Source organism: Nocardia sp. NPDC049190 (assembly GCF_040648115.1).
Lineage (GTDB): Bacteria > Actinomycetota > Actinomycetes > Mycobacteriales > Mycobacteriaceae > Nocardia.
Genome location: NZ_JBEZDE010000022.1, coordinates 79835 through 92918, shown reverse-complemented (window position 1 = coordinate 92918; position 13084 = coordinate 79835). Strand labels below are relative to the sequence as shown.

The 13084-nt window shown below is 66.2% G+C and carries 14 protein-coding genes; 5 read left to right on the top strand and 9 right to left on the bottom strand.

Translation table 11 applies throughout. The features are described 5' to 3' along the window. Positions 1 to 232 precede the first annotated feature (232 nt). Positions 233 to 436 carry a hypothetical protein gene (locus AB0B25_RS20065; RefSeq protein WP_357181430.1) on the top strand — a complete coding sequence of 68 codons (204 nt, stop codon included), beginning with the start codon at positions 233 to 235 and terminating at the stop codon, positions 434 to 436. A gap of 10 nt (positions 437 to 446) precedes the next feature. On the opposite strand, the gene AB0B25_RS20060 is transcribed toward AB0B25_RS20065, so the two are convergent. The 5 genes from AB0B25_RS20060 to pgsA all read right to left on the bottom strand — a co-directional run bounded on the left by AB0B25_RS20060 (position 447) and on the right by pgsA (position 4191). Continuing rightward, a complete protein-coding gene (locus tag AB0B25_RS20060; RefSeq protein WP_357181427.1) occupies positions 447 to 1337 on the bottom strand; it encodes a hypothetical protein in 891 nt (296 codons plus the stop codon). Positions 1338 to 1476: 139 nt separating this feature from the next. Continuing rightward, complete coding sequence (gene pspA, locus AB0B25_RS20055; protein ID WP_357181531.1) at positions 1477 to 2307, bottom strand: phage shock protein PspA; 831 nt, start codon at positions 2305 to 2307, stop codon at positions 1477 to 1479. A 199-nt stretch (positions 2308 to 2506) separates the two neighbouring features. Beyond that, positions 2507 to 2962, bottom strand: coding sequence for a helix-turn-helix transcriptional regulator (locus AB0B25_RS20050; protein WP_357181424.1), 456 nt, complete (start codon positions 2960 to 2962; stop codon positions 2507 to 2509). Positions 2963 to 3076: 114 nt separating this feature from the next. Then, positions 3077 to 3592, bottom strand: coding sequence for a CinA family protein (locus AB0B25_RS20045; protein WP_357181421.1), 516 nt, complete (start codon positions 3590 to 3592; stop codon positions 3077 to 3079). After that, positions 3589 to 4191 (bottom strand): CDP-diacylglycerol--glycerol-3-phosphate 3-phosphatidyltransferase, encoded by a 603-nt coding sequence (gene pgsA / locus AB0B25_RS20040; RefSeq protein ID WP_357181528.1) that lies wholly within the window; start codon positions 4189 to 4191, stop codon positions 3589 to 3591. Before pgsA ends, AB0B25_RS20045 begins: the two co-directional genes overlap by 4 nt. Before the next feature lie 193 nt (positions 4192 to 4384). Between pgsA and AB0B25_RS20035 the strand changes: the two genes are divergently transcribed. Together AB0B25_RS20035 and AB0B25_RS20030 are read left to right on the top strand one after the other, a co-directional pair. Then, positions 4385 to 4951, top strand: a complete 567-nt coding sequence (locus tag AB0B25_RS20035; RefSeq protein ID WP_357181418.1) for an amino-acid N-acetyltransferase — start codon at positions 4385 to 4387, stop codon at positions 4949 to 4951. A gap of 28 nt (positions 4952 to 4979) precedes the next feature. Further along, positions 4980 to 5264 (top strand): YciI family protein, encoded by a 285-nt coding sequence (locus tag AB0B25_RS20030; protein ID WP_357181415.1) that lies wholly within the window; start codon positions 4980 to 4982, stop codon positions 5262 to 5264. 178 nt (positions 5265 to 5442) lie between these two features. On the opposite strand, the gene AB0B25_RS20025 is transcribed toward AB0B25_RS20030, so the two are convergent. From AB0B25_RS20025 to AB0B25_RS20015, 3 genes are all read right to left on the bottom strand, one after another. Further along, positions 5443 to 6435 carry a TerC family protein gene (locus tag AB0B25_RS20025; RefSeq protein WP_357181413.1) on the bottom strand — a complete coding sequence of 331 codons (993 nt, stop codon included), beginning with the start codon at positions 6433 to 6435 and terminating at the stop codon, positions 5443 to 5445. 302 nt (positions 6436 to 6737) lie between these two features. Beyond that, positions 6738 to 7127, bottom strand: coding sequence for a hypothetical protein (locus AB0B25_RS20020; protein WP_357181411.1), 390 nt, complete (start codon positions 7125 to 7127; stop codon positions 6738 to 6740). Beyond that, positions 7081 to 7575, bottom strand: a complete 495-nt coding sequence (locus AB0B25_RS20015) for an alpha/beta fold hydrolase (protein ID WP_357181525.1) — start codon at positions 7573 to 7575, stop codon at positions 7081 to 7083. Before AB0B25_RS20015 ends, AB0B25_RS20020 begins: the two co-directional genes overlap by 47 nt. Positions 7576 to 8246: 671 nt before the next feature. On the opposite strand from AB0B25_RS20015, the gene AB0B25_RS20010 reads away from it, so the two are divergent. Together AB0B25_RS20010 and AB0B25_RS20005 are read left to right on the top strand one after the other, a co-directional pair. Next, the gene (locus AB0B25_RS20010; protein ID WP_357181409.1) at positions 8247 to 9317 is read left to right on the top strand and encodes a hypothetical protein; all 1071 of its coding nucleotides are present in this window, start codon (positions 8247 to 8249) and stop codon (positions 9315 to 9317) included. A gap of 315 nt (positions 9318 to 9632) precedes the next feature. After that, positions 9633 to 10433, top strand: a complete 801-nt coding sequence (locus AB0B25_RS20005; RefSeq protein ID WP_357181406.1) for an SAM-dependent methyltransferase — start codon at positions 9633 to 9635, stop codon at positions 10431 to 10433. A 35-nt stretch (positions 10434 to 10468) separates the two neighbouring features. On the opposite strand, the gene AB0B25_RS20000 is transcribed toward AB0B25_RS20005, so the two are convergent. Then, positions 10469 to 13033 carry a DNA translocase FtsK gene (locus AB0B25_RS20000; protein ID WP_357181403.1) on the bottom strand — a complete coding sequence of 855 codons (2565 nt, stop codon included), beginning with the start codon at positions 13031 to 13033 and terminating at the stop codon, positions 10469 to 10471. Positions 13034 to 13084 lie beyond the last annotated feature (51 nt).

Here is a 13084-nt window from a genome sequence, read left to right as displayed (position 1 = left end):
CGACCGGACCCCCTGTCAGTCGCACGACACGGCCTCCACTCAGTGCGCGATGGCTTGCGCCGATGAAGGTCCGGCAGCAGAGTCGGTGCACCGCACGCCATTCAGTGCACGGCTGTACTCTGATCTCGAGCGCAGAGCAACGGTGAGCGGCAACTAGGAAGAGATGATCGATCGAGGCGAGACCCCCATTCAGCACACAGTCATGCACTGAATCTCCGCTTACGGTTGGAACGTGATGGAACATACGAACGAGCTGGCGCAGGAACTCGCGGCAGCGGCACGGCGGCACGGCTCCGCGATCGCGGGAATCGTCGGTTCGGCCGCACGCAAGACATCCTGGGAAATGCTCGACCTCATGGCCGAGGGACGCGAACTGGTAGGCGCGGCATTGCGTGCCAGGGCCGAGGAGCTGCGCCACCGCGACCGATCGCACTGAACCGAACCGATCAGATCGGCGGCCTCGGCGCCGCGGGCGCCGATCGATCCGCGACCTCGATGAGCGCCTGCGCCCACCCGTCCAGCCGATCGGAAGCATTCCGGAGATCCGCGACGATGGTGTCGAAATTATGCCGCAACAGCGTGTTTTCGGGGACCGCGAGAATCCGCCCCGCCGCGGCGACCACCTGTTCGTACTCGGCGACCCCGCCATCGAGTCTGCCGAGGATCGATCGCAGATTCTCTGTCAGCGCCACCGCCGCCGGCGAGTTCGACGGTCCCATCGCATCGAGCGCTTGTTCCATCGCACTGATGTCGGCGGCCAGAGCGTGCAGGGCAGCCGATCCCGAAGCCGCGGTGTCGAGCAGGTCGGCCAGCTCGTCCGCAGGCAATCGGTTCGAGCGGCCGATCTGCGTACCGAGCCCGTGCAACGCCTTCTCCGCGCGCACCAACCGCGCGATCGATGGTCGGGCGCGCGACCACAATGGTGGCTGTTTACGTGGGACGAATGCCTGCTGCGGCAGCGGGGTGTCACGCAGACGCAGATAGCGACGGATACTCAACGCCGCGCCGGTGACCAAAGCGACCGCGCCACCGCCGACCATGGCGACCGCCCACACGGGTGCCGAGATGACTACGAGCCCAACGGTTCCCGCGGTCGTGAGACCGGACACGGTGCCGAGCTGCACACTACGGCGGCGGGCCCGGCGACGACGACGCAACTCCCGCTCCCGCGGATCGGCCCACCGACGGACCGCGACCAGCGCGCTCTCGCCGACCTCTCGAATGTTGTCGGGCAGGCTGCCCGGCTGCGGTGCGAGAACCGCCTGCGCCCGGACGATCACCGACCGCCGGAGGCGGCGCGCTTCGGCCCGCTGGTCGCGAAATACACTGCCGCTCATACCTTATTCTCCCACCGGTAGCGCGAACCGGACCGGCGGGTGCCCGACCGGCCGACGGCCGGCCGATCGGGTACCCGCGTATTGCCGTTCAGTGAACCAACCGCCACCGACAGATCCTCGCCGAATGGTCGACCGCTGCCTACTGCTGCGCGGCGTGGCCCTTGTTCATCTGCGGCTGCGCCGGATCGGCCTGGTTCTGTGCCGGCTTGATCGCGGGTTGGGCGGCGCCACCGGAGGGCAATTGCTCACCACGCATCGAGGCGCGGATCTGCTCCAGCTTGCTGTGTCCGGCCATCTGGATGCTGGCTTGCTGGACCTCGAGCATCCGGCCCTGCACCGTGTTCTGGGCGAGTTCGGCGGCGCCGAGTGCCGTGGCGTAGCGGCGCTCGATCTTCTCGCGCACCGCGTCCAGACTGGGGGTGCTGCCCGGCGCAGACAGCGTCGAATCCATCTGCTGCAGTGACGCGGAGACCTGCTCCTGCATCTTCGCTTGTTCCAACTGGCTGAGCAGCTTGGTGCGTTCGGCCACCTTCTGCTGCAGCAACATCGCGTTCTGCTCGACGGCTTTCTTGGCCTGGGCAGCCGCTTGCAGCGACTGGTCGTGCAGGACCTTCAAATCCTCGACCGACTGCTCGGCGGTGACCAGCTGTGCGGCGAATGCCTCGGCGGCATTCGTGTACTGGATCGCCTTTTCGGTGTCGGCCGCCGCCGCGGCCTGGTCGGCCAACAGCACAGCCTGCCGTGCGTTGGCGTTGAGCTTCTCGACCTCGTCGAGCTGCCGGTTCAGCTTCATCTCGAGCTGCCGCTGGTTGCCGATCACCGACGCGGCCTGCTGTGAAAGGGCCTGATGCTGACGCTGGGCTTCCTCGATAGCCTGCTGAATCTGCACCTTCGGATCCGCATGCTCTTCGATCTTGGCGTCGAAGAGGGCCATCATGTACTTCCAGGCCTTGACGAACGGATTAGCCATCGATTGATCCCGCCTCCATCTGACATGCCGCGCTCGGGCGCGACTCCAGTGCGCGACCGTCACGCACTCGATATCTGCCTATCCTCCACCATCTGGCACCAGGGCCGGGAGAACCCGGCCCAACCGACGCCTAGGGAGAATCTATCCGCATTCGACGTCGATCCGCAGCCTTGCCGCGGCGGCCGTGCGCGGTTCTGCGTCACACGCCCTTCACCAGTACCAGGATGTCCGATTTCGGAGCGGGAATGACGATCCTGGTGTCCTGGGCCAGCGGCAGCGGTCGGGCGGCACCGGCCACCGACATGGTGGCGCTCGCGGGGGCGAGTGCGGGTTCGGCGGGCGTAGCTGTTTCCGCGGCCTGCTCCCGCTCGGCGGGAGCGGATCCGGCCGCCGCGGTGGTGGACGAGCGGGCGGGCAGACCATCGACGTCCGCCATGACCGTGCTCACGTCCGACAACACCCGCGACAGCGGCACGTCCAGCGCCGCGCAGATCGCGGCGAGCAGCTCACTCGAGGCTTCCTTACGACCGCGCTCGACTTCGGACAGGTACCCCAGGCTCACGCGCGCCGAGGTGGACACCTCGCGCAGGGTGCGGCTCTGGGCGAGACGCGCACGCCGCAGACTGTCCCCGATTGCCTCTCGCAGCAGCGTCATCTCGTTCTCCTTCGCTCCCGGTCGCCGGGCCGACGCAGTACGCCGTGTCCCCACGCATGCCGTTCTTTCTCGCACAACGTCGGGTGCGGGGCGATTGGTTCCCACCAGGGCAAATCAGTCGCTCCTCCGCACACCTTCCTCCGGGTCTCGCACACATCGCAGCAATTCGCGCACGGCGGTGTGTGTCGCGCCCACTCTGATCGTCCACCGGTCGCCGAAGAGTTTCAACCGCATCACTTCGGTGTGGCCTGGACCCGCGATGCCCAGAAAGACAGTGCCCACCGCATATCCGTTCTGCGAATCCGGCCCGGCGACGCCGGTCAGCGACACGCCCCAGTCCGCGCGACACCTCATGCGCGCGCCTACCGCCAGCTGCTCCGCGGTGCTGGCCGCGACCGGGCCTTCCGCCGCGAGCACCTCGGCACCGACGCCCGCGAGACTGTGTTTGAGGTCGGTGGCGTAGACCACCAACCCGCCCCGCAGCACGGCGCTGGCGCCGGGCACTCCGGCGATGGTCGCCGCGAGCAGGCCGGCGGTGAGCGATTCCGCGGTGGCCACGGTCTGCCGCGTAGCCACCAGCGCCCGCACCAGATCGGCGACGGGCACGTCCGCGGTGAGCGGATCGGTCATGCGCCGCGGGCCCGGCCTGGCCCACCCGCGAACCAGACCCTGGCAGCCTGGCCGACGTAATCCAACCCGGTCAGCACGGTCAGCGCGACCGCGAGGTACATCGACGCCATGCCGGCAGCGGCGAATCCGCCCGACAACGGCAACAGCAGCACCGCGATGGCCAGCGACTGCACGAGCGTCTTGAGCTTGCCACCGCGTCCGGCGGGAATCACGCCGCGCCGCACCACCGCGAGCCGCAGAAGAGTCACGCCGATTTCCCGGCCGCAGATGACGAGCGTGATCCACCAGGCCAGATCGCCGAGCACGGACAGCCCGATCACCGCCGAACCGATCAGCGCCTTGTCCGCGATGGGGTCGGCGAGCTTCCCGAAATCGGTGACCAAACCGTATTTGCGCGCCAGTTGCCCGTCGAATCGATCGGTGATCGCCGCGAGGCCGAACAGCGCGGCGGCGCAGATCCGCCAGCCGGTCTCGTGGCCGTCGCCGACGAACAGGGCGACGACGAACAGCGGCACGATCGCGATCCGCAGCATGGTGAGGATATTCGCGATGTTCATCAACGGCACCGTGGTCTCGGCCTGGGCGAACCCGGGTCGCATCGGACTCGGCACGCTCCACGGACGGTCCATTTCGTCTGGTTGCACGCTCATGCTCCCGCCTTGCCCACGATCAGCGGGTTCATGGCCGCCCCGTCATCCCGTAGCGCTGCCCGGCGCGATGCGGTGAGCGGAACGAGTGGATGTGCGGCACACGTTCAGACTATCGGTAGCCGGGCCGACTACTGTGCACCCCATGACCTCTCGGGGACCACTAGGTGGTTCGACCAGCGAAGCGCACCCGGTCGCGGCCCCTGCCGCGCAGACCTCGCTCCCGGTTGTCCGACGCGCGCGCACCTCCGACGTGCCCGAGATCAAGCTCCTGATCGACGTGTACGCGGGGCGAATCCTGCTGGAGAAGAACCTGGTCACCCTCTATGAGGCGGTGCAGGAGTTCTGGGTGGCCGAACTGGACGGCCGACTCGTCGGCTGCGGCGCGCTGCACGTGCTGTGGGCCGATCTCGGCGAGGTGCGCACGGTCGCGGTCCACCCCGACGTGAAGGGCACCGGTGTGGGCAACCTCATCGTGCGGCAGCTGGTCACAGTCGCGCGTGACCTGGCGCTGCAGCGGCTGTTCGTGCTGACCTTCGAAGTGGAGTTCTTCGGCAGGCACGGGTTCGTCGAGATCGACGGCACCCCTGTCACCGCCGAGGTCTACGCGGAAATGTGCCGGTCCTATGACACCGGTGTCGCCGAATTCCTCGATCTGAGCTTTGTGAAACCCAACACCCTCGGTAATACGAGAATGCTGCTCACGCTCTGAGCCCCCACCCACAGAAAGCGATCCACCGGTGCCGATCTTCGCCGTCCACTACGTCTATTCCGACCGCTTCGTCGCAGATCGCGACACCCATCGCCCCGCGCATCGCGCCTGGCTGTCCGACTTGGTCGAGTCCGGCGTCGTCTTGAGCAGCGGGCCGTACCCGGATGGTTCGGGCGCGCTGCTGATCTTCCAGTCGGACGACGCGTCGACCGTGCGAGACCTGCTCACGCAGGATCCATTCGTGCGGGAGAAGTTGGTCGACGATGTTCGCGCGATCGAATGGCTTCCCGTAGTGGGCACGTTCACATCCTGATCGGTAGTCGTCTACTTCGGGATCGCGGTGTCACACGCCCGCCCGTATCCGAACCTGCGGATTGGCCCGGAGGTCCGGGCAGCGCAGAAACGAGCGCGCGAAGGCGTCTGTCCAACCAAGGTGGCCCACCGCGGCGAGCATCGGGCGGGGTGGCACCGGCCCGATGCTCGCCGTGCGGCTATTCGTCGACCTTGCTGCGTACCGTTGCGCCGGTTCGGATCAGGCTCGCGACCGTCGCGACGACCAGGACACCGAGGATGACGCCCAGCGACATCGGCGTAGAGATCTCCGGGACAGCGACTTGCTGCCCGCCGTTGATGAACGGCAGTGTGTTCTCGTGCAGCGCGTGCAGCACCAGCTTCACGCCGATGAACGCGAGAATGGCCGCCAACCCGTAGGACAGGTAGACCAGCCGATCGAGCAACCCACCGATCAGGAAGTACAGCTGTCGCAAACCCATCAGCGCGAAGGCGTTCGCGGTGAACACGAGATACGGCTGCTCGGTGAGGCCGTAGATGGCCGGGATGGAGTCCAGCGCGAAGAGCAGGTCGGCGAATCCGATGGCCAGCAATGCCAGCAGCAGCGGCGTCACCGCGCGGCGTCCGTCGATCCTGGTGACCAGCTTGTCGCCGTCGTACTCGTCGGTGGTCGGCAGCATCCGCTTGGTCAACGCGACGACGCGACTGTCGCGTTTCTGCTCCTGCTCGACCTCGTGGCCGCTCTCCCGGATCAGTGTGACGGCGGTATAGACGAGAAACAGCCCGAACAGGTAGAACACCCAGCTGAACGCACTGATAGCCGCCGCTCCGACGGCGATGAACACGCCGCGCATCAGCAGGGCGATCACGATACCGATCAGCAATGCCTTCTGCTGATAGATCCGTGGCACCGCGAAGGTGGACATGATGATCAGGAAAACGAACAGGTTGTCCACCGACAGCGCCTTCTCGGTGACGAAACCCGCGTAGTACTCCCCCGCGAACGTCGATCCCCACCGCCAGGCCACGACACCGCCGAAGGCCAGTGCCAACGTGATGTAGACCGCGGACCAGAATCCGGATTCGCGGAACGTCGGCTCGTGCGGCGTACGCACGTGGGCAAAGAAGTCGAAGACGAACAAGCCGAGGATCACCGCGATGGTGATCACCCATTCGAGTGCGGTTACCTGCATGCTGTGCGCCGATCGGCAGCGAATCCCATGGCGTCCATAATGCCCGATTTGTCCATCGGATCGATAGCGGAGTGATAGCTAGCATAATTCCGCGTGCGGTCACCCGACGATCGGCGCGTCGATACCGACACCGATCCACCCGGATCACCACGCATCCGGCAGCAGCGGCCCGCCGCGAAGGCCGACAGGGCACCCGGCGACGCGCGACGCCAGCTCGTCGCTACCGTGGCCGAGACCGTACCCCACCCCATAGCGGAGGACGACCGGTCGATAACACCGACTGATGCACAGGCGTTCGCCGGTCATTCGCGGATCGACTCGGCCCACTCCACGACGGCCGCCTGATACTCGGCGGTATTTCGCGCGAGATTGACCTCGTGCCCGCTACCGGCCAACACGAAGGTGCGCAACCGCGCGGCCGGACCGAAAAACGGTGCCTCCGTGACATAAAGGGTCTCGGCGTTCGCGCATACCGTGTAGCCGGGGCCGCAGGACAAACGGTCCAGACTGCCGTTGACAACGAGGACCGGGGCCGTGACGAGGTTCGTCATGGGCGGGATGGTGGAGGTCAGACCATCGGGATACTCCGTCGGAGCGAAGACGTCCTTGGTCGACTCGTCCACCGCGATGACGTCGAGGTCGGCGTCATCGGGCGCATGGAAATCGTGGGCGCGAGTTCCGGGCCGCGTCACTAGATAGCCCGGATCGTATCCCTTCCCGGCGAATCGAGGGTCCTGGATGGCTTGCTGGTAGGTGGCCATCACGCCGAGGACCTCGGGAACGTTCAGGGCGTGGGAGAACCCGGTCAGCAAAAACGCCATCGACATCGTGATAGGTGCTCGCCTCCAACACGTCGATGCCAGAACTGAGCGAATGGCCACCGATGATGACCTTGGCGAATGGCTGGGCGCCTGCCAGTCCCCGGCGTAGGGCCTGGACGATCTCGTGCAGAGCCTGAGCGGAGCCGGTCGCCGTCACCAGCATGCTCGGCGGGCGGCTGCTGGCACCGATTCCGAGCCGATCGACCACCAATGTCGCATAGCCTGCGGCGTTCATGGCGCGGCGAAAGTTGTATGTCTGCGGCACGTAGGGAAAATCCCAGTACGTGTGGTTGTAGTTGGAGCCAGGAAGTAGCACCATGACCCGGTCGGTCGGACCTGCGACCGGAAGGCACAAAGTCGCGCCCATCACCCCGTTGGGTACCGGAAAGGAAACCGCCGCACAGTGATCCGGCAGCGACGCGTCGTCGGCATGGGACACGCCAGGTGTGAGGCACAGCAGTGTCGCGGTGACACACGCGACAATCGCCCGTACCGAAGTCCATGGGTGACGAGCCCGCTCTTGTTCAGCCATCAGTCATGCAGGCTATAGCGCGCGCCGCTCGACGTGCAATACCGACCGCCGTAACCATCTCCCGCGCAACGGATCTCGTAAACTAATCAACGTCAGTGCATTTCGGCCTGCCGACACACAAAACCGCTCGGGACCGTCACGGCGACCCGAGCCGCTGGAGCGATCTCGGGCAGTGGGATTCGGTATTTCGGAGCGCGGTCCGCCCGGACGTCGCGTCACCACCACTTCGACGCACCGCCGTTCGTCGGTGGAATTCGCCTGTCTCACAAAGCCTCGAACCGCGAGCGGAGGGTGGCGAAACCGTGAAACCTTCGTCCTACGATCTCCGATACCTCACACAACGATCAGCGGCTGTCGCATAGTAAAGCTGCAGGGGGAGCGCCCGGCTGCTGACACCGCTGTCGCATCGGGACGGCGCACGCCCCGGCCGAAGTCGGTGAGATGAGGAGCGTGGGGACATGGGTTCCAGCCATGGCATGGACGCGCGAGCCGTGCACTTCGTGGGAAGTTTTCCGGCCGAGAGCACGAGCATCGCCATGCGCGCGATGCTGGATCGTGCGGGACCGCGCCTGCGTACGTTGCCCACCGGCGAGACTCGTCGCTACGAGTTCTATATCCAGCCCATCCTCGCGGACTTGGTGTCGCAGGGCGTCTTGGAAGTGAAGAGACTTGGTGGCTGGCGATCGAGTAGAGACCGGACCATCCATCGCGTCCCCCGGGGCGCCGAGCTGACCGGCGCCATGATGGATCTCGGGTACCTGCGCGAGACCGAGGAGGCGCTGCCGATATTCGAACGCCTGCGACGCGAACGTGAGTTGCCTGATCTCGCACTCCAGATCGGCATGCCGACCGATTTCACACTGTCGTTCATCGCCATGGGTGTTTCCGGTGCACGAACCTACCGCAAGGCCTTCGCCGAGGCGACTGCGCACGAGATGACGGCCATCCGCGACGTGGCCGGAGACGATGTCGTGCTGCAGCTCGAAGCCACCGCGGAACTGATACTCATGGCCAAGACCCAGCCGTTTCATCGGCTCGTGGATGCAGCGTTCGGCTTGGGCAAGGGAATCGCCACGTTGGCTTCGTCAGCCCCGGCGGGAACGCGTGTCGGCGTGCATCTTTGCCTCGGCAGCCTGCGCAACAAAGCCCGGGCCACATTGCGTGATGCTCGGCCACTGGTGGATCTGGCCAATTCCATCGTCCGACAGTGGCCGCCGGGCCGCACCCTGGAATACCTACACGGCCCGTTCGCGGCGGGAGATATGCCGCCGTCGACGAACGCCGACTTCTACGCACCCCTCGAAGAACTGGCTTTGGGCGAGGGCACCGACTTCTACGCGGGGTTGGTGCACGACAGTCCGACCGAGGCACAGCAATTGCAGACGCTGCGTCTGCTCGAGGAGGCGCTCGGCCGGTCGGTCGATGGGGTCGCCAGCGCATGCGGTCTCGGCCGCCGTCCCCGTCCGGTGGCCGACGTACTCATGGCGCGAGCCGATGCGCTCGCTGCGGCAGTGTCATCGGACGAGTGAAACCGCGCTTCTGCGCAGCCGGGACGAACACCTCTGTCTCCGTTCCAGACTGCGCCCGGAACGAAGACAACCGCTCCCGCGAAGCACGCCGCCCAGCAAGTGCTGGATAGATGACCCGGAGCCGTGCCCGAACCTCAGCGTTCGGCTAATCCACTGCAGACCAGCATCTTTCGAATAATCGTGCCGAGCCATGACGTTGGACCACACCGGGTGGAGCCGATGCTGATGTCCGTTTCACCGCGAGGTCTCCGATCAGCCGGTAGCAGCGGTCATTCCGATCCGGATGGGGATGTATCAGGGAGTACCGTGTCGGGTATGGAGCGAGCACCCATAGGCGTCGACCCGGGCCGGCCGAATTCCGCTCGTGTGTACGACTATCTTCTGGGCGGCAAAGACAACTACGAAGTAGACCGCGCAGTAGCCCAACGGATGCTTTCCATTGCGCCGGACACCAGGACCTTGGCCTGGTTCAGTCGCCAGTTCCTGGTGAACGCGGTTCGGTTGGCCGCGAAAGCAGGCGTCCGGCAGTTCATCGATCTCGGTGCCGGAATCCCGACCTCGCCCAACGTGCACGAGGTGGCCCGCGAGTTCGATACTTCGGCCCGCGTGGTGTACGTCGACTATGACCCGGTCGTGTACGCGCACTGCGACGCGCTGCTGGCCCGTTGGCAGGGCGTGACCGCCATGTCGGCCGACGTTCGCCGTCCGGATGACGTGCTCGACCGACTCCGGACCGAGGCGCTGATCGACTTCGACGAACCGGTCGCGGTACTGCTCGTCGGCGTGCTGCACTTCGTGATGGACGACGAACACCCGGCCGAGCTGCTCGCCCGATTCCGCGACGCGATGGCGCCGGAGAGTTACCTCGCTTTTACGCACGGCTCCGACACCAGCGATCCGCAGCTCATCGAGCGGTCGTCGGCGGACACCGCCAGCACCTCGGCCCAGGTCGTCTATCGTTCACCGGCACAGATGACTTCGTTCTTGGACGGCTTCGAAATAATCGACCCCGGCGTGGTACCGGTACAGCAATGGCTCGGTGACGACCTGCCGGCGACCCGGATGGTGATCTGTGGTGGCGTCGGCCGCAAGAACTCCGGCCGGCACGACGACTGAGACTTCCCGCTTCGGTTTCGACCAGCCGCGGCGGATCAGTCCCGCGGCTCGGCCGCTTCCTCGCCCCCGCCACCGCGGATCGACCACAGCAGCCCTTCCAGCTCGTCAGGTTTCACCAGCACGTCCCGCGCCTTGGACCCTTCGCTCGGGCCCACGACGCCGCGAGTCTCCATCAGATCCATCAACCGCCCGGCCTTGGCGAAGCCGACCCGCAACTTGCGCTGCAGCATCGACGTCGACCCGAACTGCGAGGTGACGACAAGTTCCACCGCCTGAACGAAAACGTCGAGGTCGTCGCCGATATCAGGGTCGACGTCCTTCTTCTCGCCCGCCTTGGCGGCCGTCACACCCTCTTGGTAGTCGGGTTCGGCTTGATTCTTGGCGAAGTCGACGACACCGTGGATTTCCTCATCGCTGATGAACGCACCCTGCAGACGGGTCGGCTTGCCCGCGCCCATCGGCAGGAACAACCCGTCCCCCATGCCGATCAGCTTCTCGGCGCCGGGCTGGTCGAGGATGACCCGCGAATCGGTCAGCGACGAGGTGGCGAAGGCCAATCGGGACGGCACATTGGTCTTGATCAAACCGGTGACCACGTCCACCGACGGACGCTGAGTGGCCAGCACGAGGTGAATGCCCGCGGCACGGGCCTTCTGGGTGATCCGAACGATGGCGTCTTCCACGTCGCGCGGGGCGGTCATCATCAGATCGGCCAGCTCGTCGACTATGGCCAGGATGTACGGGTAAGGCCGATACACCCGCTCGCTGCCCAGCGGCGCGGTGATCGCACCCGACTTCACCTTCTTGTTGAAGTCGTCGATATGGCGCACCTTGTTCGCCTGCATGTCCTGATAGCGCTGCTCCATCTCTTCCACCAGCCAGGCCAACGCGGCCGCGGCTTTCTTCGGCTGGGTGATGATGGGCGTGATCAGGTGCGGGATACCCTCGTACGGGGTGAGTTCCACCATCTTCGGGTCGATCAGGATCATCCTGACCTCGTCCGGTGTCGCGCGGCCGAGCAGCGAGACCAGCATCGAGTTCACGAAACTCGACTTACCCGACCCGGTGGAGCCGGCAACCAGAAGATGCGGCATCTTGGCCAGGTTCGCCGCGACGAACTCGCCCTCGATGTTCTTGCCGAGACCGATCACCAGCGGATGATGGTCGTTGCGGGTGGACGGCGCCTTCAGCACGTCGGCGAGGCGGACCAGCTCACGGTCGGCGTTCGGCACCTCGATGCCGACCGCCGATTTGCCCGGGATCGGCGCGAGCAGCCGGACATTCTCCGTCGCGACCGCATAGGCGATGTTGCGGGCCAACGCGGTGATCTTCTCGACCTTCACGCCCGGCCCGAGTTCCACCTCGTAGCGCGTGACGGTCGGGCCTCGAACGAAGCCGGTCACCGCGGCGTCGATCTTGAACTGCACCAGCACCTCGGTGATCGCCTCGATCATCGATTCATTGGCCGCGCTGCGCTTCTTGGGCGGATCGCCGTCGGTCAACAGCGACAGCGGCGGCAGCGTGTAATCGCCCTCCACCACACGGTCGGTGACGAACTCGAGCTGTTTCGGCGGCGGAGTCTGATCCTGGACCGCCTTGGCCGGACGCTGCTTCTTGGGCTTGTCCGCGGGCTCCTCCACCGCGATGGGCTTGGCATCTCGCAGTGGCGGTTCCCCGAGCGTCTCGGTGACCGCGTCCGGATCGCCGAACTCGTCGGCAGGGTAGTTCTCGGCGGGCGTGCGGCCACGGCGCTTCGCGGCCGCGCGGTGCAAGGGGAAGCCGTCGGCGTCGTAGTTGGCCGGATCGTATTCCCCGTAGTCGCCGTCGTACTCGCCGTATTCGCCACCGCTCATGGCGCCGAGATACCGGCGCAGTTTGTCGGGGACCTCACGCACCGTCGTTCCGGTCACCAACAGCACACCGAAGGCGATGGCCAGCAAAAGAATCGGGATCGACAACCAGGCGGTGAGACCGTTGGTGAGCGGCCCGCCCATGACCAGACCAACGAAACCGGCTGCGTGGGAACGCCCGCGCGCATCGGCGGGCGCACCGGCCACGATGTGCCACAGACCGAGCATCGGCAGGCCGAGCAGCAGCCCACCGAGGACCAGCCGCGGCCGGATCTCCGGGCGAGGTTCGGTGCGCATCAATACGACCGCGATCCCGGACGCCACGAACGGCAGCACGGCCGAGGCCGACCCGGACACCGCCCGGATGACGTCTTCGACCCAGTGCCCGATCGGGCCGCCCGCCGACAGCCACACCGCCGCCGCGATCACGCTGCTGAGCGCGATCAGGGCGAGCGCGATGCCGTCGCGGCGATGTCCGTGTTCGATCTCTCCGGCCCGGCTCAATGTCCGAGTGGTGGCGCCGACGCCCCGGGCAAGCATCGTCCAGCCGCTGCCGATGCCGCGCCCGAGCACCGCCAGCGGAGCGGTGTTCGATGTCCGACGCACCGGGCGCCGCGCCGGCCTGGCGCGCGCACGCGGAGTGGCGGTCGCCCTGGGAGTGGCCGCGCGAGATCGTGTCGTGGTGGTCCTCCCCCGCGCCGATCCCGCCCGCGCCCGAGTCGTCGTGGTGCTGCGGGACTTACCTGCCATGGACCCAGGCTAGCCGCAAACGCCTCATCCGGACCATCCGCAACACTGGTA